General features: G+C 60.6%; 24 protein-coding genes. 14 read left to right on the forward strand and 10 right to left on the reverse strand.

Annotated features, from left to right (window positions below):
* Positions 1-2 precede the first annotated feature (2 nt).
* Positions 3-482: a GFA family protein gene (locus ACW9UO_RS09335; protein ID WP_457085549.1), complete on the reverse strand. Its 480-nt coding sequence runs from the start codon at positions 480-482 to the stop codon at positions 3-5.
* A gap of 117 nt (positions 483-599) precedes the next feature.
* Positions 600-2,042, reverse strand: coding sequence for an NAD(P)-dependent oxidoreductase (locus ACW9UO_RS09340; protein ID WP_457085550.1), 1,443 nt, complete (start codon positions 2,040-2,042; stop codon positions 600-602).
* 224 nt (positions 2,043-2,266) lie between these two features.
* Here ACW9UO_RS09340 and ACW9UO_RS09345 point away from each other — a divergent pair, with 224 nt between their 5' ends.
* The 3 genes from ACW9UO_RS09345 to ACW9UO_RS09355 all read left to right on the forward strand — a co-directional run bounded on the left by ACW9UO_RS09345 (position 2,267) and on the right by ACW9UO_RS09355 (position 4,617).
* On the forward strand, positions 2,267-3,073 hold the full coding sequence (locus ACW9UO_RS09345) for an undecaprenyl-diphosphate phosphatase (protein ID WP_457085551.1): 807 nt from the start codon (positions 2,267-2,269) through the stop codon (positions 3,071-3,073).
* Between the two features lie 174 nt (positions 3,074-3,247).
* Positions 3,248-3,778 carry a DUF992 domain-containing protein gene (locus ACW9UO_RS09350; RefSeq protein WP_457085552.1) on the forward strand — a complete coding sequence of 177 codons (531 nt, stop codon included), beginning with the start codon at positions 3,248-3,250 and terminating at the stop codon, positions 3,776-3,778.
* 77 nt (positions 3,779-3,855) lie between these two features.
* Entirely contained in the window at positions 3,856-4,617 is a 762-nt protein-coding gene (locus ACW9UO_RS09355; protein ID WP_457085553.1) for a MipA/OmpV family protein, read from the forward strand.
* 85 nt (positions 4,618-4,702) lie between these two features.
* Here the strand turns inward: ACW9UO_RS09355 and carB are convergent, their stop codons facing one another.
* Positions 4,703-8,035, reverse strand: coding sequence for a carbamoyl-phosphate synthase large subunit (gene carB, locus ACW9UO_RS09360; RefSeq protein WP_457085554.1), 3,333 nt, complete (start codon positions 8,033-8,035; stop codon positions 4,703-4,705).
* 199 nt (positions 8,036-8,234) lie between these two features.
* Here carB and ACW9UO_RS09365 point away from each other — a divergent pair, with 199 nt between their 5' ends.
* From ACW9UO_RS09365 to aspS, 4 genes are all read left to right on the forward strand, one after another.
* Complete coding sequence (locus ACW9UO_RS09365; protein WP_457085555.1) at positions 8,235-8,561, forward strand: ArsR/SmtB family transcription factor; 327 nt, start codon at positions 8,235-8,237, stop codon at positions 8,559-8,561.
* Positions 8,558-8,989: an SRPBCC family protein gene (locus tag ACW9UO_RS09370; protein WP_457085556.1), complete on the forward strand. Its 432-nt coding sequence runs from the start codon at positions 8,558-8,560 to the stop codon at positions 8,987-8,989. Before ACW9UO_RS09365 ends, ACW9UO_RS09370 begins: the two co-directional genes overlap by 4 nt.
* A gap of 35 nt (positions 8,990-9,024) precedes the next feature.
* Positions 9,025-9,339 (forward strand): YciI family protein, encoded by a 315-nt coding sequence (locus ACW9UO_RS09375; RefSeq protein ID WP_457085557.1) that lies wholly within the window; start codon positions 9,025-9,027, stop codon positions 9,337-9,339.
* Positions 9,340-9,486: 147 nt separating this feature from the next.
* The gene (gene aspS, locus ACW9UO_RS09380) at positions 9,487-11,262 is read left to right on the forward strand and encodes an aspartate--tRNA ligase (RefSeq protein ID WP_457085558.1); all 1,776 of its coding nucleotides are present in this window, start codon (positions 9,487-9,489) and stop codon (positions 11,260-11,262) included.
* A gap of 175 nt (positions 11,263-11,437) precedes the next feature.
* On the opposite strand, the gene ACW9UO_RS09385 is transcribed toward aspS, so the two are convergent.
* The gene (locus ACW9UO_RS09385; RefSeq protein WP_457085559.1) at positions 11,438-11,701 is read right to left on the reverse strand and encodes a hemerythrin domain-containing protein; all 264 of its coding nucleotides are present in this window, start codon (positions 11,699-11,701) and stop codon (positions 11,438-11,440) included.
* Positions 11,694-11,912 carry a hemerythrin domain-containing protein gene (locus tag ACW9UO_RS09390; protein ID WP_457085560.1) on the reverse strand — a complete coding sequence of 73 codons (219 nt, stop codon included), beginning with the start codon at positions 11,910-11,912 and terminating at the stop codon, positions 11,694-11,696. Before ACW9UO_RS09390 ends, ACW9UO_RS09385 begins: the two co-directional genes overlap by 8 nt.
* A 144-nt stretch (positions 11,913-12,056) precedes the next feature.
* Here ACW9UO_RS09390 and ACW9UO_RS09395 point away from each other — a divergent pair, with 144 nt between their 5' ends.
* The gene (locus tag ACW9UO_RS09395) at positions 12,057-12,761 is read left to right on the forward strand and encodes a GNAT family N-acetyltransferase (protein WP_457085561.1); all 705 of its coding nucleotides are present in this window, start codon (positions 12,057-12,059) and stop codon (positions 12,759-12,761) included.
* A gap of 237 nt (positions 12,762-12,998) precedes the next feature.
* On the opposite strand, the gene ACW9UO_RS09400 is transcribed toward ACW9UO_RS09395, so the two are convergent.
* Positions 12,999-13,715, reverse strand: coding sequence for a response regulator (locus tag ACW9UO_RS09400; protein ID WP_457085562.1), 717 nt, complete (start codon positions 13,713-13,715; stop codon positions 12,999-13,001).
* 136 nt (positions 13,716-13,851) lie between these two features.
* Between ACW9UO_RS09400 and mce the strand changes: the two genes are divergently transcribed.
* Positions 13,852-14,256 (forward strand): methylmalonyl-CoA epimerase, encoded by a 405-nt coding sequence (gene mce, locus ACW9UO_RS09405; RefSeq protein ID WP_457085563.1) that lies wholly within the window; start codon positions 13,852-13,854, stop codon positions 14,254-14,256.
* Positions 14,257-14,292: 36 nt separating this feature from the next.
* Positions 14,293-14,580: a DUF1467 family protein gene (locus tag ACW9UO_RS09410; RefSeq protein WP_457085564.1), complete on the forward strand. Its 288-nt coding sequence runs from the start codon at positions 14,293-14,295 to the stop codon at positions 14,578-14,580.
* 48 nt (positions 14,581-14,628) lie between these two features.
* On the opposite strand, the gene ACW9UO_RS09415 is transcribed toward ACW9UO_RS09410, so the two are convergent.
* The 3 genes from ACW9UO_RS09415 to ACW9UO_RS09425 form a co-directional block, all read right to left on the reverse strand.
* On the reverse strand, positions 14,629-15,318 hold the full coding sequence (locus ACW9UO_RS09415; protein ID WP_457085565.1) for an EI24 domain-containing protein: 690 nt from the start codon (positions 15,316-15,318) through the stop codon (positions 14,629-14,631).
* Complete coding sequence (locus ACW9UO_RS09420; protein WP_457085566.1) at positions 15,315-15,893, reverse strand: nitroreductase family protein; 579 nt, start codon at positions 15,891-15,893, stop codon at positions 15,315-15,317. The genes ACW9UO_RS09415 and ACW9UO_RS09420 overlap by 4 nt, the downstream gene beginning before the upstream one ends.
* Positions 15,894-16,114: 221 nt before the next feature.
* Positions 16,115-16,354 (reverse strand): hypothetical protein, encoded by a 240-nt coding sequence (locus ACW9UO_RS09425; RefSeq protein WP_457085567.1) that lies wholly within the window; start codon positions 16,352-16,354, stop codon positions 16,115-16,117.
* 123 nt (positions 16,355-16,477) lie between these two features.
* Here ACW9UO_RS09425 and ACW9UO_RS09430 point away from each other — a divergent pair, with 123 nt between their 5' ends.
* The 3 genes from ACW9UO_RS09430 to ACW9UO_RS09440 all read left to right on the forward strand — a co-directional run bounded on the left by ACW9UO_RS09430 (position 16,478) and on the right by ACW9UO_RS09440 (position 17,890).
* Entirely contained in the window at positions 16,478-17,188 is a 711-nt protein-coding gene (locus ACW9UO_RS09430) for a M48 family metallopeptidase (RefSeq protein ID WP_457085568.1), read from the forward strand.
* A 3-nt stretch (positions 17,189-17,191) separates the two neighbouring features.
* Positions 17,192-17,551 (forward strand): YigZ family protein, encoded by a 360-nt coding sequence (locus ACW9UO_RS09435; RefSeq protein WP_457085569.1) that lies wholly within the window; start codon positions 17,192-17,194, stop codon positions 17,549-17,551.
* 81 nt (positions 17,552-17,632) lie between these two features.
* Entirely contained in the window at positions 17,633-17,890 is a 258-nt protein-coding gene (locus ACW9UO_RS09440) for a DUF6455 family protein (protein WP_457085570.1), read from the forward strand.
* A 123-nt stretch (positions 17,891-18,013) separates the two neighbouring features.
* On the opposite strand, the gene ACW9UO_RS09445 is transcribed toward ACW9UO_RS09440, so the two are convergent.
* A complete protein-coding gene (locus tag ACW9UO_RS09445) occupies positions 18,014-18,625 on the reverse strand; it encodes a TetR/AcrR family transcriptional regulator (RefSeq protein WP_457085571.1) in 612 nt (203 codons plus the stop codon).
* Positions 18,626-18,789: 164 nt separating this feature from the next.
* Between ACW9UO_RS09445 and ACW9UO_RS09450 the strand changes: the two genes are divergently transcribed.
* Positions 18,790-19,263 (forward strand): OsmC family protein, encoded by a 474-nt coding sequence (locus tag ACW9UO_RS09450; protein WP_457085572.1) that lies wholly within the window; start codon positions 18,790-18,792, stop codon positions 19,261-19,263.
* The last annotated feature ends 29 nt before the right edge of the window (positions 19,264-19,292 follow it).

Below are 19,292 nucleotides of genomic sequence, written 5' to 3' on the forward strand. Positions count from 1 at the left end.
CTTCAGGCTCCTTCTGTATCGATGCCACGCGCCGCAAAAAGCTCTGCCCGCGTCATTCGTGTGTGTTCGCCTGCCAGCGCAAAGCTGTCGGGCTTTTGATCAATGAATATTTCTCTGGCGAGGCAAAGCCCGTCCGGCGCATCCAGCAGCCCCAAAGTAACCGCGTAATCGCCGGCGCCATCGACACCCTTGTCGTGACGATACCACAACGGGCTGCCGCAGGTATCACAGGAACTGCGGCTCGCGATGTCCGACGAGCGAAAAACCCGGATCGACTCTTCGCCCGCAATCACCATATCCGCCGCTGCAATCTCAACGCTGAACAGCGCCGATCCGGTCCACCGGCGGCACTGCACACAATGGCAGACACCAAACTGACCAAGCCGCGCCGCGGTGAACGTCACCGCGCCACACAGACACTGACCTGTGTGTGGCTCTTTATGCTGCCCCAAGGGCGCATCGGTCGGTTGCTGTTGGCTCATTCGTTAAGGTCCGTTCACATCTTCGGATTTCAGGTCAGCCATTGTGACCAATCGCCGAAAACTGGGAAAACGGGGGCTTCTGACCAGATAGATAGGTCAAATGCCCCCAAATGCCTCTTATTCGGCGGCGATGGGCGAGGTCACTTTGGCGTTAAAACGCTTGAGAATGGCCGCCGCACAGTCGCGTCCGTCGCGGATGGCCCAGACCACAAGCGAGGCACCGCGCACGATGTCACCCACGGCGTACACGCCTTCCAGATCGGTCGCGCCGCTTTCAAACTCGGCCTTCACCGTGCCCCAGCGCGTGACGGAAAGCTCTGGCGCGCCCCACAGCGTCGGCAGGTCTTCCGGCTCAAAACCAAGCGCTTTGATCACCAGATCAGAGTCCTCGATATAGTCGCTGCCCTCGATCACTTCGGGCGCTTGGCGTCCGCTCGCGTCGGGGTGGCCCAGACGCATACGCTGGATCATCACGCCGGAAACGTCGTCGCCGGTAAAGCCCTGAGGCGCGGTAAGCCATTCAAACTGAACGCCTTCTTCCTCGGCATTGGCCACTTCGCGTTGGCTGCCCGGCATGTTGGCCCGGTCACGACGATACAGGCACTTCACGCTCTCGGCGCCCTGGCGGATGGCGGTGCGCACACAGTCCATCGCCGTGTCACCGCCGCCGATCACGACAACTTTCTTGCCCTTGGCATTCAGCTCGCCGCTCTCAAATTCCGGCACGGTGTCGCCAAAGTTGGCGGCACGGTTCGACGCGGTGAGGTAGTCAATCGCCTTGACGATGCCTTTGGCCCCACTGCCCGGCCCTTTGAGGTCGCGCGACTTGTAAACGCCGGTGGCAATGATCACCGCATCATGCGCGGCGCGGATGTCTTCAAACGAGATATCCTCGCCCACAGCGCAATTCATCTTAAAGGTCACGCCGCCCGCTTCGAGCTGTTTGTTGCGGCGCAAAACGATGTCTTTTTCCAGCTTGAAGCCGGGGATACCGTAGGTCAGCAAGCCGCCCGCGCGGTCATAGCGGTCATAGACCGTGACCTGCACACCGGCGCGCCGCAGCACGTCCGCCGCCGCCAGCCCACCGGGGCCAGCGCCGATAATGCCAACGCTTTCAACACGTTCCTGCGTCGGATTGGCGGGCAGAACCCAGCCATTTTCCCACGCGGTGTCGGTGATGTATTTCTCGACCGAGCCGATGGTCACGGTGCCATGGCCCGATTGTTCGATCACGCAATTGCCTTCGCACAGCCGATCCTGCGGGCAGATGCGGCCGCAGATTTCGGGGAAGGTATTGGTGGCCTGACTGATTTCGTAAGCTTCCTTAAGACGCCCCTGCGCCGTCAGGTTAAGCCAATCGGGAATGTTATTGTGCAGCGGGCAGTGGCTCTGGCAATAGGGCACCCCACACTGGCTGCACCGGCTGGCCTGCTCTTCGGCCTTTGCCCTTGCATATTCCTGATAAATTTCATCGAAATCGCTATTACGCACATTAGCATCACGCTTCTGTGGCATGTCGCGTTCGATCTGCACGAATTTCAACATCGGCTGCTTGGCCATCTCTGCTCAGCTCCGGTCATTTAATGAGTTAACTGCCTTCTACAACAGGATGAAACCCATGAAAAGTCAGAAGTGCTGACCTTTTATGGCGATATTCGCTCTCCCGACCTGCCAATTTTGCCGCAAAGCAGAAAATATAGGGCCGGACCGGATATAAGTTCTGATTTCCCTTTGTTTTATATAGAGTTTATACTTACCCAAAGTTAGACTAAAGGCCGCACCCTATGACACTTTTTCATCTTTTGCTTGTCGCCGTGATCCAAGGGGTGACGGAATTCCTCCCCGTTTCCAGTTCCGGCCACCTAATCCTGCTGCCGAATCTCACCGGAATGGCCGACCAAGGACAAGCAATCGACGTCGCCGTACATGTCGGCACGCTTGGCGCCGTCATCCTCTACTTCTGGTCCGACGTGCGCGAGGCGATTGGCGGCCTCCCCCGCCTGTTTCGCGGCCGGATCGACACCGCCGGCGCAAAGCTTGCCTATCTTTTGATCATCGCCACCATTCCGGTGATTATTTTCGGGCTAATACTCAAACTCACCGGATTGGACGACGCCATGCGGTCTGTCACGGTGATTGGCTGGGCGATGTTGCTGTTCGGGCTGGTGCTGTGGTGGGCCGATCAGAAAGGCACGTCGGCGCTTGAAACCAAGGATTGGAGCACGCGCCAAGCCTGGATCTTGGGCCTCTGGCAGGCGGTGGCACTCATCCCAGGCACATCCCGTTCAGGGATCGTGATCACTGGCGCGCGGGCATTGGGCTTTGGCCGTGCAGAGGCCGCGCGGATTTCGATGCTGATGTCGATCCCGACAATCATCGCCTCTGGCGTGCTTTTGGGCGCCGAAGTCGTGGGAGACGCTGATTGGGAGATGCTGCGCATGGCTGGCATCGGCGCGGTCTTCGCGTTCTTCTCCGCCCTCCTCGCCCTCACGCTGATGATGCGGCTGCTCCGCTCTGTCAGCTTCACCCCCTATGTCATCTACCGGGTCGTGCTGGGCCTCGTGCTGATCTGGTGGGGCTATTCCGTCTAAGATCTTCCATAAGCAAAACTCTGTTAACCCCTAAATATTATGAATTTTACTTACTTTTAGACTCAGCCTATTTCATTCCTCAGGTTCCCGGTGCGGCCTCTGAATGGAAACGTCACCGACAACCCGAGCCGCCGCTTACCAGCGTGCGGCCCGGAGCAACCGGAGAATATCACGATGAACAAGACACTTTCGAAAATCAGCCTGGCCGCAACTTTGGCAGTTTTCACCGCGTCAGGCGCAATGGCGCAAAGCACCACGATCGAAGGCAAAATGACCGAGATCAAACCGGCATCCGAGGTCAAAGGCCAGCAGATCGGCGCATTGGATTGCACCATCGAAGGCGGCTGGGGCGCGTTCATTGGCTCCTCCAAAGCGGTGGCCTGCGAGTTCAAACACAGCAACGGCGCGGTTGAATCCTACACCGGCTCGATGGACAAACTCGGCCTCGATATCGGCAAAACCGAGCGCAGCTATATGACCTGGGTCGTGTTCACCACAGCTGAAAACAAGCCGGGCGACTTCGCTCTGGCCGGCACCTACCTTGGCGTTTCGGCTGGCGCATCGCTGGGCATCGGCCTTGGAGCGAACGCACTTGTCGGCGGCTCGAACAAACAAATCGGCCTGCAGCCGGTCAGCGTCGAAGGCGTTCAGGGCATCAACCTGGCACTCGGCCTGGCATCGCTCACGCTCAACGCCGCGAATTGATTTCGGCGCGATAAACTGCGATCACTTTCCTTGGGTCCGGTTCGCCGGGCCCCTTTTTTCATGATTCGGAGGCTTCAATGCCGCATCGCACTCTGTTCCGCCATGCCAGCGCAGCCTCGCTCGCGCTTGCTCTCGCGCCTGCTGCCGTTCTCGCGCAGGACAACCACATCTCTTTCGAGCTTGGTGGCGGACTGAACTTTTCCCCCGCCTACGAAGGCTCGGATGAATACAAATCCGGCCCGTCGTTCCAGGGCGGCCTGAATTCTCTGTCGCTCGGCGGCCTATCCGTTGGTGGCGATGGCGAAAGCTATGGCCTGTCGTTCGCCCCGTCGTTCGGCTTTGTCTCCAAGCGCGATTCCTCGGAATACTCCGAGTTGAAGGGCATTGATGATGTCGAATGGACGGTCGAAGTCGGCCTGTCCGTGGGCTACACTTGGGACTACGCCGAAGTGTCCGCCGCCGTGCGCCGTGGCTTTAACGGTCACGAAGGCATCGTTGGCGACCTCGCTGCAAACGCAATCTTGCGCCCCGGCCCGGACACCACGCTTCGCTTTGGTCCGCGCGCGACCTTTGCCAACGACGAATATGCCGAGACCTATTTCTCGGTGCCCTCGTCGGCGGCCAACCTCTCCAAGTATTCGGCCGAAGGCGGCCTTAAATCGGTCGGGATCGAGCTGATCGCACGCCAGGAATTGTCCGACACTTGGGCGATTGAAGGCAAGCTGGGTTGGGAACGTCTGATGGGCGATTTCGAGGACAGCCCGATCACCCGCGCCGGCAGCCGTGATCAGGCCAGCGTTGGCGTGTCGCTGATCCGTCAGTTTGACTGGCGGTTCTGACCTCTGACTTCTGACGTGTTAAAATGAAAAAGGTGGGCAAATTTGCCCACCTTTTTTTTGTGAATTGCAGGAAAGGAAGTGCCCCTTACCCCTGCAAGGATTTCACCACCAGCTCGCCTTCATTGCGCGCCTGCATCGCCAGTGCGGCGGCATGGGCCGCAGCGGCCGTGGTGAAATACGGGATCTTGTCATACAGCGCGACCGAGCGGATTTCGCGCGAGTCTTCGACCGCCGCAGCGCCTTCGGTGGTGTTCATCACCAACGTGATCTCGCTGTTTTTCAACATATCCACCACGTTGGGCCGGCCTTCATAGACCTTCTTGACCAATTCGGCCTTCAGCCCATGCTCGCCCAGGAACGCCGCTGTGCCGCTTGTTGCGACGATGGCAAATCCCAGGTCGTGCAGGATTTGCGCGGTCTCGACCAGCGCGGGCGTTTTGTCGGAGTCTTTGATGGAAAAGAACACCTTGCCGCCTTCGGGAAGAACCATGCCTGCGCCCATCTGCGCCTTGAGGAAGGCACGCGCAAACGACCGATCCCAGCCCATGACTTCGCCGGTCGAGCGCATTTCCGGCCCAAGGATGGTATCGACACCGGGGAAGCGCGCGAAGGGCAGCACCGCCTCTTTGACCGAGAACCACGGCATGTTCGGATCGGCCAGGGTCATCGGGTCGGCCAGCGGCAGAACCGTGTCGTAATCGGCGTTGTCCGGATAAGGCGGACGCTGCGGGAAGGCCGACAGCTTTTCGCCCGCCATCACACGCGCCGCAATCGACGCAATCGCGCTGTCGGTCGCTTTGGCGACAAACGGCACGGTGCGCGAGGCGCGCGGGTTGACCTCGATCAGGTAGATGTCGCCATCCTTGATCGCGAATTGAATGTTCATCAGGCCAACCACGTTCAGCGCGCGGGCCAATGCCTCAGTCTGGACCTTGATCTCGGCCAACACCTCATCCGACAGCGAATAAGGCGGCAGCGAACAGGCACTGTCGCCCGAGTGGACGCCGGCCTCTTCGATGTGCTGCATGATGCCGGCCACATGGACCTGTTCGCCATCGCAGAGCGCGTCAACATCAAGTTCAACCGCGCCGGAGAGATAGCTGTCGAGCAGCACCGGGCTGTCACCCGAGACCACAACCGCCTCTTTGATATAGCGTTCGAGGTGCGCCATATCGCGGACGATTTCCATCGCGCGGCCCCCCAAAACATACGACGGGCGGATCACCAGCGGGAAGCCGATGTCATCCGCAATTGCCAGCGCCTGTGCATCGGTCGAAGCAATGCCGTTCTTGGGTTGCTTGAGGCCAAGCTGGTTGACAAGCGCCTGAAAACGCTCGCGGTCTTCGGCAAGATCGATCATGTCGGGCGTGGTGCCGAGGATCGGGATGCCTTCGGATTCCAGCGCGTTGGCAAGCTTCAGCGGCGTCTGACCGCCGAACTGAACGATCACCCCGTGCAGCGTGCCGTTGTCTTGCTCAACCCGCAGGATTTCCATCACGTGTTCAAAGGTCAGCGGCTCGAAATACAGACGGTCCGAGGTGTCATAATCGGTGCTGACGGTCTCGGGGTTGCAGTTGACCATGATGGTCTCATACCCCGCGTCGGTCAGCGCGTAACAGGCGTGACAGCAGCAATAATCGAACTCGATGCCCTGACCAATCCGGTTGGGACCGCCGCCAAGGATGACGACCTTTTTCTTGTCCGAGGGCCGCGCTTCACACTCGACTTCGCCCATCATCGGGGCTTCGTACGTGGAATACATATACGGCGTCTGCGCCTCGAATTCGGCGGCACAGGTGTCGATCCGTTTGAACGAGGCGATAACGTTCTTCGCGATCCGGCGGTTGCGCACGTCTTTTTCCGAAAAGCCGGTCAGCTTGGCCAGACGGGCATCGGTAAAGCCCATCATCTTGAGCGCGCGCAGGCCAGCCTCATCGCCCGGAAGCCCTTCGGACTTCACCCGTTCTTCGGCCTCGACGATCTCGCGGATGCGGGCAAGGAACCAAGGGTCGAACATGGTGACGTCGTGGATTTCGGCGTCGCTCAGCCCGTGGCGCATCGCTTGGGCAATGGTGCGCATCCGGTCCGGAGTTTGCTGGCTGATTGCCTTGACCACGGCGGATTTGGCGGGCGCACCTTCAATCTCGACCTCATCAAAACCGGTGAGGCCCGATTCCATCGAGGCCAGCGCCTTTTGCAGCGATTCGTGGATGGTGCGGCCAATGGCCATCGCCTCGCCCACGGATTTCATCGCAGTGGTCAGATAGGGCTTGGCACCTGGGAACTTTTCAAAGGCGAATTTCGGGATCTTGGTGACAACATAGTCGATGGTCGGCTCAAACGACGCAGGCGTGACCTTGGTGATGTCGTTGTCGAGCTCATCGAGCGTATAGCCCACCGCCAGTTTGGCCGCGATTTTGGCAATCGGGAAGCCTGTCGCCTTGGAGGCCAGCGCCGACGAGCGGCTGACCCGTGGGTTCATCTCGATCACAACCATGCGGCCGTCGGCGGGGTTCACAGCCCATTGCACATTGGACCCGCCGGTTTCGACGCCAATCTCGCGCAGGACCGCAATCGAGCCGTTGCGCATGATCTGGTATTCTTTGTCGGTCAGCGTCAGCGCCGGGGCCACGGTGATCGAGTCGCCGGTGTGCACGCCCATCGGATCGACGTTTTCAATGGCGCAGACGATGATCGCGTTGTCCGCCTTGTCGCGCACGACCTCCATCTCGAACTCTTTCCAGCCAAGCAGCGACTCGTCGACGAGGATCTGATTGACCGGCGAGGCATCCATGCCGGTGCGGCAAAAGTGGATGTAATCCTCGCGGTTATAAGCGACGCCGCCACCGGTGCCGCCAAGGGTAAAGGCGGGGCGGATGATCGCGGGCAGGCCGATCTCTTCCAACTCGTCGAGCGCCATCTGCACGCCCGCATCCAGATCGGCCTTGCCGTTGGCGCGCTTGGGGGCGGTGATGATCGTCGCTTTCGGGTTTTCCAGCCCGATGCGGTCCATCGCCTCGCGGAACAGTTTGCGGTCTTCGGCCATTTCGATGGCATGGCGTTTCGCGCCAATCATCTCGACGCCATATTTTTCCAGCACGCCCATCTCTTCGAGGGCAAGCGAGGTGTTAAGGCCGGTCTGGCCGCCCATCGTTGGCAAAAGCGCATCGGGGCGCTCTTTCTCGATGATCTTGGCGACAACTTCGGGGGTGATCGGCTCGATGTAGGTGGCATCGGCAAGGCCCGGATCGGTCATGATCGTCGCCGGGTTCGAGTTCACAAGGACCACCCGATAGCCTTCTTCGCGCAGCGCCTTGCAGGCCTGGGCACCAGAGTAATCAAACTCGCAAGCTTGACCAATGACAATTGGACCAGCGCCAATGATCATGATTGACTGAATATCGGTTCTTTTCGGCATATCGGACCTCGGGATTCGGCGCGGGGTGAGGGCATCGCGCAAATTGTCGTGGGTTATAGACATCGCGCGCCTGTGTACAAGGCCGAAAGCCCCGATTCCCTGCCCCGGCGCAGGCACCCGCCGCGCGTTCCGTAATTAATCCTTTACTTAATTAAGGAATCGGTAAATCATATCTGCACATCCCTAACCCCGAGGCTTCATGTCCGCTTTGCCCGCCACTTTTGCCGCCCTGTCCGACCCGGTGCGCTTTGCAATGGTTGAAAGACTGTTGAACGAAGGCGAGCTTTCGGCGGGGGAGCTGCGGCACGGGTTTGCCATTTCCGCCCCGGCGGTGTCGCAGCACCTCGGCGTGTTGCGCGAGGCCGGGCTGGTCAAACGCCGCGCGGTGGCGCAGCGCAGGCTCTATTCCATCGAACCCGGCGGATTGATGGCGGTGGCAAATTGGGCGGATGAAGCCCGCCGGTTCTGGGAACCCAGCCTTGACCGGCTGGAGCAGGCACTGAACAGGGAGACCCGCAAACAATGAGTGATCTGACGCTGGAACGGCGCTTTAACGCTTCGCAACAGGTGGTGTGGGACTTCGTCACCCGGCCCGAAAACATGGTGCTGTGGTGGGGCCATGATGGCTGGACGCTCACGAGCCACCAGCTTGATTTCACCCAAACCGGCCCCTGGCACGCCTTTATGCGCAGCGAAGAGGGCAATGATTTCAACATCAGCGGACAGGTGACAGAGGTTGCGCCGCCGCACCGCGTTGCCTTTACCTGGGCCTGGCATGATACCGAGGGCAACCGCGGCCCGGAAAGCCAGGTCAGCGTTACCATCACGCCTGCGGGCGACGCCACGCTCTTTTGTTTGCACCACTCCGGACTGCAGGACGCCGAAACAGTTGCCTCGCACAAAGGCGGCTGGACGGCTGTGCTGGCGCGGCTGGAGCGGCATTTCCCGACGTAAATTTCAACCCGACCAATCAATAGGAGGTCACTATTATGCCCATGTACATGTTTGCCTATCACGGCGGCGGCAAGCCGGACACGGAAGAAGACGGTAAAAAGGCCATGGCGGCCTGGGGGGCCTGGATGGGAGGTCTGGGCGAGGCGCTTGTTGATGGCGGCAACCCGGTTGGCATGTCCGCGACCCTGACCAACGACGGGCTAAGCGATGGCGGCGGCAGCAACCCGCTGTCTGGCTATTCCATCATCGAGGCCGATAGCCTTGAAGCGGCGGCAGAGATGGGCAAAGGCTGCCCGATCCTTGACGATGGCAACGGCACAATCGAGATCGCCCCGATCATCGAAATGTAACGCAACCGGCGCTCTTTCGTCACCCGCGCGCCGTTCTGGCAGGAACGGCCGTAGGGGCGGCAGAGCGCCAAGCCCCTCTTTGCTTGACTTTCAGAGCAAGGCAAGGTGTATCGGCCCGAACCGATTTATTCGCACCGGAGCCTTAAAATGCACGCCTATCGCAGCCAAACCTGCGCCGAACTCAACAAATCCAATGTCGGCCAAACTGTTCGTCTTTCCGGCTGGGTCCATCGCGTCCGCGACCACGGTGGCGTGCTTTTCATTGATCTGCGCGATACCTATGGCATCACGCAAGTGCTGTGCGATAGCGACAGCCCGGTGTTCAAGGACATCGAAAAAGTCCGCTCGGAATGGTGTATCCGCATCGACGGCGAAGTGAAGGCGCGGGCTGACAGCCTGATCAACCCCAAGCTGCCCACCGGCGAGATCGAAGTGTATATCCGCGATGTGGAAGTGCTTGGCGCGGCGGATGAACTGCCGCTGATCGTCTTTGGCGACCAGGAATACCCCGAGGAAACCCGCCTGCGGCACCGCTATCTCGATCTGCGCCGCGAGGCGATGCAGACCAACATGAAAATGCGTTCGGATGTTGTGGCCTCGATGCGCCGCCGGATGTGGGATGCCGATTTCCGCGAATTCCAGACCCCGATCATCACCGCCTCGTCGCCCGAAGGCGCGCGCGATTTCCTTGTGCCGTCGCGTCTGCATCCGGGCAAATTCTATGCCCTGCCCCAAGCGCCGCAGCAGTTCAAACAGCTGATCATGGTCTCGGGCTTTGACAAATACTTCCAGATCGCGCCCTGTTTCCGCGACGAAGACCCCCGCGCCGACCGCTCGCCCACCGACTTTTACCAGCTCGACCTCGAGATGAGCTTTGTCGAACAGCAAGACGTGTTCGACACCATCCAGCCGGTTCTGACCGGGATTTTTGAGGAATTCGGCGGTGGCCGCAAAGTCGATCAGGAGTGGCCGCAGATTTCTTATAAAGATGCGGCGCTGTGGTATGGCTCGGACAAGCCCGACCTGCGCAACCCGATCAAGATGCAGGTGGTGTCCGAGCATTTTGCTGGCTCCGGCTTTGCCATCTTTGCCAAGCTGCTTGAGCAGGACGGCACCGAAATCCGCGCCATCCCCGCGCCCAAAGGCGGCTCGCGCAAGTTCTGTGACCGGATGAACAAATTCGCCCAAGAGCAGGGTCTGCCCGGCATGGGCTATATCTTCTGGCGCGATCAGGGCAACGGCATGGAAGCCGCCGGTCCGCTGGCGAAAAACATCGGCCCCGAGCGTACCGAGGCGATCCGCCAGCAGCTTGGCCTTGAGGTTGGCGATGCGGCGTTCTTCCTTGGCGGCAAGCCCAAAGCATTTGAAACCGTTGCCGGCAAGGCGCGTGTGACCATCGGCAACGAGCTTGGCCTGACCGAAACTGACCGGTTTGCCTTTGCCTGGATCGTCGATTTCCCGATCTACGAACGCGATGAGGAAACCGGCAAAGTCGATTTCGAACACAACCCCTTTTCGATGCCGCAAGGCGGTATGGAGGCGCTGAACGGCGATCCGCTCGACGTGCTTGGCTATCAATATGACCTTGCCTGCAACGGCTATGAGCTGGTGTCGGGCGCGATCCGGAACCACAAACCAGAGATCATGCTGAAGGCCTTTGAACTGGCGGGTTACGGTGAAGACGAGGTGAAAAGCCGCTTTGGTGCGCTGTTCAACGCCTTCCATTACGGCGCGCCGCCGCACGGTGGCTGTGCTGCGGGCATCGACCGGATCGTCATGCTGCTGGCCGATCAGGACAACATCCGCGAGGTCATCATGTTCCCGATGAACCAACGCGCCGAAGATCTGATGATGCAGGCTCCGTCGAATCCGTCGTCGGATCAGATGATGGAACTGGGGCTGCGCGTCATTCCACAGGAATAACAACGCAACTTTCCGGGGTGGTTTGGCGTTGGGGTGACAGGAGGGTTGCCCCATGAAAAAATTGCTAAAATACTTCGCGGTTTACAAACTTGTGCGCAAGTTTTTCCGCAAACGGTAAACGGAAAAAGGGCATGGCCGCGCGCCATGCCCTTTTTTTCTGGCGTTGTGGGTCAGGTCAGTCTTCGAGCGAATCTTCGCGCTTTTTTTCGATAATCTTCATTTCCTGCGACTTGCGCTCGCGAAAACGGGTGCCGTATCCTTCGATTTCCTCTGCCGGGATGACTTCTTTCGCGCGAGAGAAAACCTCGTCTTCTTCTTCGTCGATGTGGTGTTCATAGTCGTGGCGAAGCGTTTTGAACTTCTGCAACCACGCGCCCTGCCCCATATCCATTTCACGCAACTCTTCGAGAAGGTCATCGATCTGCTGATGCTCATGCACCGAGTGACGCGCGGAATCCTGGCCCCAGGTTTTTGAGATCAATTTGGAATAAAATGTCTTCTTCCGCGGCACCGTGGGCTTTCACGTCTTGATAAAATTCTTTCCACGCGGCTTTGCGTTCCCCGGATGCGCCTTCGGTGTTTTCGATGGTTTCCAGCAATTCGCGATGGCGATCGTGGTCCGCTTTGAGTGTGGAATAGATATCGCTCATGACATGTGTCTCCCTTGTGACTGGAGATCCAACGCCACCGCGGGCTTTAAGTTCCACATAGGGTGGCGCAGCCTTGGTTCTTTCCTTTTGCGCGCGATCCCTTATCTTGGGCTAAATAGCCGTGGCGAGGGAGGAATTTAGCTGGTGCAACCCGTTGGCAAAGAAGTGGCGAACTGGACCCCGCCTCCGTGTCCCACCGGCGAAGTGCTGGAAGGCCGGTACGCGCGGCTGGAACCGCTTGATGCCGAACGCCATGCGGCTTTGCTGCATCGCGCGTATGAGGGGCACGCGGATCGGTGGGATTACCTGCCGTATGGTCCGTTTCACTCGGCGGCGCAGTATCATCGCTGGGTTCGGGAAATTGTCGCCAAGCCCGATATGCTGTTCTACGCGGTCAAGGATCTGACGAACGGGCAATTCGGTGGGGTGGCCAGCTACCTGCGGGTCAACCCGGAGGCCGGGTCGATCGAAGTCGGCCATATCAACTTCTCTCCTACGCTGGCCCGCAGCCGTGCCGCGACCGAGGCGATGTATCTGATGATGCGCTGGGCCTTCGATGCCGGGTATCGCCGCTATGAATGGAAGTGCAACGCGCTTAACGCTGGCTCGCGCCGCGCGGCGCAACGCCTTGGGTTCAGCTATGAGGGCGTTTTCCGTCAGGCGCTGGTGGTGAAGGGGCGCAATCGGGACTCCGCATGGTTTTCTTGCATCGACAGCGAATGGCCCGCGCTGCAAGAGGCGTTCTCTGCTTGGCTTGCGCCGTCGAACTTTGACGCAAGCGGTGTTCAGAAAGAACGCCTGAGTGATTTTACCCGGTTGGTACGCGCGAATAACGATCCAACCCTTTGAGGCGTCTGGCCGTAAGCTACCTGACTCACCCCACCAGTGGGCCGCGCCCTAAATCGGCCTTCAAAGCGCCCCGCCTTTTGCCCGTCAACTCTCAGTCAAAGGCTTGCTTGGCCGAGCCATTTCCAGTGTTCCGCAAGATTGCGACCAATCAGACCTGCACCCTCGCCTCTCGCCAGCCGATAGAACGCCCAGCTGCTCGGTGACCCAGACCAGAGGCCCGAGTCACCTTTCGCGGGCCTATATCGCCAAACGCTGCGACATGCGCTCTTGTACCATCCCGGCAATTCGCGCGGCCTGAGACCCGGTCGGCTTCCCGGCGCGCCGCATCGAAATCAACATATCCGCCGCCTTTCCCAAGGCTTCGTCGTGGGCGATACGCGCGACACCGCTTAGAAACTGCCCGACATAATCGATGGTCTTTCCATCGGTCCCGTCACACAGGATGCCGGCAATATGCGCCATGTCGTCTTGATAGGCGATCTGATCCGGCTGTACCTCATCCTCTGTCATCGGACGCGGGCCAAGCGGTTGCCGGTCTGGCGGCAACAGCGACAGGATCATTTCCTGGAAGGTCACCAAGGAGGAGATCGGCTTGAGCAGGAACCCATCCGCCCCCGCAGCCACCGCCAAATCCTCGGCAAAATCGTCGCCACTGGTGCCCAGGATGACCGGAATGCGCGGGCTGGCTGCGACCAACTCCGCAATCAGATCCGCCCCAGAGCCATCGGGCAGGCCAAGATCGACGATCACCGCAGAGGGCCGATAGACCCGCAAGTGCCGCCGCGCCGAGCCAAGGCAATCGGCCCGTCGAATGCGCGCCCCAGAGCGCAAACACAACAGACGCATCGCCTCGCAGGCAAATCGGCTGTCTTCCACCACCAGCACAGTCAATCCAAGCAGCGGCCGCTCCGCCGATGGTTTTGGTGCCATGTCCAGGTTTTCCAGATCGTCCATCGCAATCCCTCCAAGCTTCCCCCGCCACTTTGAACAAAGGAGGTTACCAATCGCTTAATGCGCGCTCCTGTCCGATTGCGCCTGTGCCCGCAGCGCGCGATAAGACGCGCAATCAATGCTGACAGGAGCCAGCCCCATGATCGGACGTCTGAACCACGTGGCCATCGCCGTGCCCAACCTTGACGCCGCCGCCGCCCAATACCGCGACACGCTTGGGGCGAAGGTGGGCGAACCCCAGGACGAGCCCGATCACGGCGTGACCGTCGTTTTTATCGAGTTGCCCAACACCAAGATCGAGCTGCTTTATCCTTTGGGTGTGAATTCGCCAATCCAGGGTTTCCTCGACAAGAACCCCTCGGGGGGCATCCACCACATCTGTTACGAGGTCGACGACATCCTCGCCGCCCGCGACAAGCTTCTGGAACAGGGCGCGCGTGTTCTGGGCAGTGGCGAGCCCAAGATCGGCGCACATGGCAAACCGGTGCTGTTCCTTCACCCGAAGGATTTCAACGGCTGCCTTGTTGAGCTTGAACAGGTTTAGGCGGGCACGCCGCACCACATTACGCAGGAAAGACACATGGCCATAACCTCTGCAATCGTGCTTTACGCCGTCCTCTGGTTTCTGACCTTTCTGGTGGTCATCCCGTTTCGCATCCAGACCCAAGGCGATGTCGGAGAGGTGCTCGAAGGCACCCACGCCGGCGCGCCCCAAGTCCACAACCTCAAGCGTAAGGCCTGGATCACCTCAATGATCGCAGGCGGGCTTTGGGCGGTGCTGTTTGCTGTGATCACGTTGGAGGTGATCACCGTGCGCGACATCGACGGCTGGATGTTTCAGCGGATGTCGCCACAGGCGGAGGGCTAACCGATCTGTCAACAGATCGGGACTGATCCATTGATGGATCAGGCTCCCTCAGCGTTTGGACAGAACGTGATAGATGTGGGTAAAGGTGGCGGCCCCAAGGATGGGGATCAGCAGGTTTATCAACGGGAATGACAGCGGCATCGCCATCAGCACCCCAGCGATCCAGATTGTGCCCATGTGCTTGCGACGCAGGTCTTTGGCCCCCTGCCGCCCGATCCGCCGCATGGCTGCGAGGGTGAAATACTCGCGCCCCAGCAAGAACCCGTTCATCCCCCAAAAGATAAACGGCGCCGCCGGCGGCATCAGTGCATAAAGGATAAACGCCAGCAGGTTGGCCGCCACCAGCACGCCGAGAAAGCTCAACGTATCGCGCAGCGCCTCGTTGAACGGCACCGACTGCGCGGGGGGCAAATGCGGATAATGCCGGTCCTCGACCGCCTGCGCCACCTCGTCAAGGAACATAGAGGTGATGGCCGAGGCCACCGGAATCATCAAAAACGCCGACAGCAGCAGCATGAACAGCAGTGACCCGAAGCCGAGCAGATCGCCGACCCATGTCACCTCGCCCACCATTGGCAGGGTCGTGGTGTCTCCGGTCAACCACTGGATCAGCCACAGCAGCCCGGCGTAAGCCCCGAACAGAAGCGCCAGGGTCAGCCCGATCCCCATCCAGAGCACCTTGCGGAATCGCGGATCGCTGAGTTGCGACAGCGCCTTGAGGAATGAGGCAAAGATCATGATGTCATCCAAGTGGTGATTGTGTCGAGGTCCGGGCGCGGGCGTTCTGGCGGCGCGGCGCGTTCGGTGCCGATGTGGATGATCCCCGCCACCTGTTCATGTCCGGCAAGCCCCAGACCTTGCTGCAAAAACTCCCGGTCATGGCTGGCCCAGCCCGACAGCCAGTTCGCCCCCCAGCCCGACGCCAGCGCCGCGTTGAGCAAGGCGAGGCACACGGCACCGGCGGAATAAAGCTGCTCGATCTCGGGCACCTTTTCCGAGGTCACCGGGGCCGCGACCACCACCACTGCCAGCGGACTGTTGGCATAGCTGCCGCGGGTCTTTTCGATCTGGTCGGGATCAAGCCCCAGCGCCGCGCCGCGCGTTTCCGAGAGCGCCGCAAGCCGGTCCAGCGCGGCACGCTCCAGCACAATAAGCCGCCACGGCTCCAGCTTGCCATGATCGGGAGTGCGCAGGGCGGCGGTCAGGATCGGCTGCAAACCTGCACGGTCGGGCGCGGGCGCTTGCAGGGTCTTGGCCGGGCGCGAGCGGCGGCAAAGCAGAAAGGTCATTGCGGCGGTGTTTGCATCTGGCATGCGGGCCTCCTCGGGGTTGCATGTCTATGTCACGCGCAATGGCGCCGGATTCAAGCCCAACCCACTTTCAGTGTCACTGCATTGTCGGCCCGACGCGCAGCCCAAGCAACAAACCCCGCCAGAAACGATTTCTTCAAAGGAAATCGTCCCGGAACCTTTGAAAGGTTCCGGCTGCGCCAAACTTCGACCTTTCGCAGCGATGCCCGACGGAAACACCGCGCTCAGCCGCCTTTTTCCGCCCGCTGATAAACCCCTTCGGGCAGATCAATCGCCGTGGCCAAATCGCGCATCTGGGAAATTGAAAAGGTGATTTTGTGCACTCTGTCCTCACGCGGATCATATTGCTCGACTGTGATGCATTCGGCAAAGCCGTTCACAACCACGTCTTCCTGAAGCGGGGCGTCGCCTTCATCCACCAGTGTCACAACCGTGGCGTCAAATTCGTGCTCGATGCTGAACATGACGCCAGCCTACCGCGTGACGGTGCATTTGCAACCGTGCGCGTGGGGTCGATAAGCAATTCCTCGCCTTCGCGCTTTTGCCATCTGGCGGCCACGTGCATCCCGGCCTAAGTTGCCCCAGACATGCAGCGAATTATCCTCCTCTTTTCCGCCCTTCTCCTCTCGGCCTGCGCCGGGTTGGCGCCCGTCCCCCAGCGCACGGGTGGCGAAAACCTGAGCGAAGCCGAGGTCCAGCGCCGCGCAAACGCCGCCGCGCGCCAGTTCGTGGCCGTTGTCGAAACGGTCGAGCCGGTGGCCGAGGCCGAATGCCGCAAACGCCGCCGTCAGGGCCCTTGCGATTTTCAGATCGTCGTCGATGATCGCTACGGCCAGCCGCCCAATGCCTTTCACACCGTCGACCGCGCCGGGCGGCCAATCCTTGCCTTCAACCTCGCGCTGATTCTCGAAGTGCGCAACGCGGATGAACTCGCCTTTATCATGGGCCACGAAGCCGCCCATCACATCGACGGCCATATCGAACGCGCCCAACAAAATGCCAGCCTCGGATCACAGATCTTCGGCACCGCCGCCGCAACGATTTCAGGCGGCGACAGCAAGGCGATCGAGGCCGGTGTCGAGCTTGGCGCGGCCATCGGGCGGCGCAGCTTCACCAAGGATTACGAGCTTGAGGCCGATGCGCTGGGCACCGTCATTGCCGCCAAAGCCGGGTTTGATCCGGTGCGCGGCGCTGCGTTTTTCACCCGCATCCCCGACCCCGGAAACCGCTTTCTTGGCACCCATCCGCCCAATGCCGCGCGCATCGACACGGTGCGCCGGGTGGCGGCCGGGCTCTGACCCTTGCAGCAAATCGTTTCCGTTCTGACCGACCGTGGATCTAAATACGCGGTCAGCGGTGGCCCTGCGCAAAGCCGCGCCGAGATTGACCGCTTCCTCAAATCTCTCAAGAAAAACAAACGCTTCGCCAAGGCCACTCACAACACCTGGGCGATGCTGGGCAGCGATGGCATCCCGCACAAGGGCGACGATGGCGAAAGCGGGGCCGGGCTGGTGATCCTGCGGATGCTCGAACGCGAGGGGCTGCAGGACCACATCATTGTGGTCACCCGCTGGTACGGCGGTACCAAGCTTGGCGGCGACCGGTTTCGCCGGGTGCAGGATTGCGTCAACGCTTTTATCGAAGAATTCCACCGCGCCTGAGCCATTTGACCTAGGTCAAAGAAGGCCGCCAATGCGCCTGCTACCTTTCCCAAGACCAGAGACCCCGGAAAGGATGCCCCAATGATTGCGCCGCAAACGATCAAACGCCACGCCGCCCTGATGGACCGGATGGCAACCGCACACGGGCTCGACATGGAAGAGCAGGTGTTGCGCGGGAAAATCTCCAGCGCCGAGATTGCCGATGCGGTGCTGTCGTGCACCAATTGCACCAACCCCGACGGTTGTGCGCATTGGCTGGACACGCAAACCGGTGTGGCCGCCGCAGCGCCGGACCAGTGCCGCAACGCCGGGATGTTCTCGGACCTGCTCAAGGCCTGAACCGCGCCAAAGCGCGACAAGAGATGCCCCACGGCGGACCGCGTCATCCCATGGATGATCTGCGGTCGCGGGGCGGCGTGGTGGCCACCAAAGGAGGGGGGAGGCCACCACACCCAATCCAGCTCACTCGCTTGGCACAACGCCCGCAAGATAGCCGCTCACCGCCCGGTCCACCCGGCCCGCCAGCGCATCGAGATCGCGCTCGCGGGCCTGAACGGCGGCATGGGCCATGCCCTCGGCAATCGCCAAAACATCGCGCGCGACGGTCTCGGGATCATCCACGTAATACTCGGCCAGCACCCCCACGATCTGCGCCTGCACCTGCGTTCTAAGCCGGGTCAGCGCCTGATCCGTGGGGAGTTCCGCCTCGGCGCGCTCCAAGGCTTCGGCCAGGTCGGGGCGTAGGAAATGGTGCCGCAGCCGCACCTGCACCATCGCGCGCAAGATCACGGCGAGCCCCTCATCCCCCGTCTTCTGCCCCGCCGCTTCCATCTCGGCCAACATCGCCATGCGGCGGGCACGGACAAGCGCGCCGATGATCGACTGTTTGTTGGGGTAATACTGATAGAGCGAGCCAATCGAGACCCCCGCCTTGCGCGCCACATGATTGGTGTTCAGCCCGCGCAGACCCTCGCGCGCCAGAATATCACTCGCCGCTTTCAGAATCGCATCACAGGTCTTGCGACTGCGCGCCTGTCGCGGCGCTTTGCGTGGGTCTAGGCTGGCTTGCGGCATTCCGGGTCTCCCGTTCCGGGGGCATCGCCCAGGTTCGCTTCAACCCCGAGATGCCCGGGACCGGGGCGCCAATCAAGGGGAACTATCCGCGTAAAAAGGCCACAGCCTTGCCAATTCTGCCGGCTGCGCATTTACTGCGCCTCTCACAGCACCCGAAAGTCATCATGCCCAAGCAGCACGATTTCACCACCCGCGTCATCTGGACCGGCAATCGCGGCACCGGCACCAGCGCGTATCGCGCCTATGACCGCACCTGGGATATCGCCGCGGCCGGCAAGCCGGTGGTGCATTGCTCGAATGATCCGATGCTTGGCGGCGATCCTGCGTTGATGAACCCCGAAGACCTGTTGCTGAGCGCGCTCTCGGCCTGTCACATGCTGTGGTATCTGCATTTGGCTTCCGACGCCGGGATCGCGGTGCAGGCCTATGCTGACGCGCCGCTGGGCCACGGCGAAAGCACACCGGACGGGGCCGGGCGTTTCATCGGCGTGACACTAAAGCCGCGGATCGAAGTGCCCCAAGGCACCGATCTGGCGCAGGCCGAGGCAATCCACCATGAGATCCACAAGGTCTGTTTCATCGCCCGCTCGGTGGCCTTTCCGGTGACTTGCCGGCCAGAGTTCACCGAGACAACGTAGCGCCACAGCCGCGAAACGGCCGGGGCGCC

Source organism: Marinovum sedimenti (assembly GCF_054052205.1).

Excerpts from the sequence above, each read along its gene's own strand:
- ACW9UO_RS09335 (WP_457085549.1), bottom strand. The coding sequence starts at position 482 with ATGAGCCAACAGCAACCGACCGATGCGCCCTTGGGGCAGCATAAAGAG.
- ACW9UO_RS09340 (WP_457085550.1), bottom strand. The coding sequence starts at position 2,042 with ATGGCCAAGCAGCCGATGTTGAAATTCGTGCAGATCGAACGCGACATG.
- ACW9UO_RS09345 (WP_457085551.1), top strand. The coding sequence starts at position 2,267 with ATGACACTTTTTCATCTTTTGCTTGTCGCCGTGATCCAAGGGGTGACG.
- ACW9UO_RS09350 (WP_457085552.1), top strand. The coding sequence starts at position 3,248 with ATGAACAAGACACTTTCGAAAATCAGCCTGGCCGCAACTTTGGCAGTT.
- ACW9UO_RS09355 (WP_457085553.1), top strand. The coding sequence starts at position 3,856 with ATGCCGCATCGCACTCTGTTCCGCCATGCCAGCGCAGCCTCGCTCGCG.
- carB (WP_457085554.1), bottom strand. The coding sequence starts at position 8,035 with ATGCCGAAAAGAACCGATATTCAGTCAATCATGATCATTGGCGCTGGT.
- ACW9UO_RS09365 (WP_457085555.1), top strand. The coding sequence starts at position 8,235 with ATGTCCGCTTTGCCCGCCACTTTTGCCGCCCTGTCCGACCCGGTGCGC.
- ACW9UO_RS09370 (WP_457085556.1), top strand. The coding sequence starts at position 8,558 with ATGAGTGATCTGACGCTGGAACGGCGCTTTAACGCTTCGCAACAGGTG.
- ACW9UO_RS09375 (WP_457085557.1), top strand. The coding sequence starts at position 9,025 with ATGCCCATGTACATGTTTGCCTATCACGGCGGCGGCAAGCCGGACACG.
- aspS (WP_457085558.1), top strand. The coding sequence starts at position 9,487 with ATGCACGCCTATCGCAGCCAAACCTGCGCCGAACTCAACAAATCCAAT.
- ACW9UO_RS09390 (WP_457085560.1), bottom strand. The coding sequence starts at position 11,912 with ATGAGCGATATCTATTCCACACTCAAAGCGGACCACGATCGCCATCGC.
- ACW9UO_RS09400 (WP_457085562.1), bottom strand. The coding sequence starts at position 13,715 with ATGGACGATCTGGAAAACCTGGACATGGCACCAAAACCATCGGCGGAG.
- mce (WP_457085563.1), top strand. The coding sequence starts at position 13,852 with ATGATCGGACGTCTGAACCACGTGGCCATCGCCGTGCCCAACCTTGAC.
- ACW9UO_RS09410 (WP_457085564.1), top strand. The coding sequence starts at position 14,293 with ATGGCCATAACCTCTGCAATCGTGCTTTACGCCGTCCTCTGGTTTCTG.
- ACW9UO_RS09415 (WP_457085565.1), bottom strand. The coding sequence starts at position 15,318 with ATGATCTTTGCCTCATTCCTCAAGGCGCTGTCGCAACTCAGCGATCCG.
- ACW9UO_RS09420 (WP_457085566.1), bottom strand. The coding sequence starts at position 15,893 with ATGCCAGATGCAAACACCGCCGCAATGACCTTTCTGCTTTGCCGCCGC.
- ACW9UO_RS09425 (WP_457085567.1), bottom strand. The coding sequence starts at position 16,354 with ATGTTCAGCATCGAGCACGAATTTGACGCCACGGTTGTGACACTGGTG.
- ACW9UO_RS09430 (WP_457085568.1), top strand. The coding sequence starts at position 16,478 with ATGCAGCGAATTATCCTCCTCTTTTCCGCCCTTCTCCTCTCGGCCTGC.
- ACW9UO_RS09440 (WP_457085570.1), top strand. The coding sequence starts at position 17,633 with ATGATTGCGCCGCAAACGATCAAACGCCACGCCGCCCTGATGGACCGG.
- ACW9UO_RS09445 (WP_457085571.1), bottom strand. The coding sequence starts at position 18,625 with ATGCCGCAAGCCAGCCTAGACCCACGCAAAGCGCCGCGACAGGCGCGC.
- ACW9UO_RS09450 (WP_457085572.1), top strand. The coding sequence starts at position 18,790 with ATGCCCAAGCAGCACGATTTCACCACCCGCGTCATCTGGACCGGCAAT.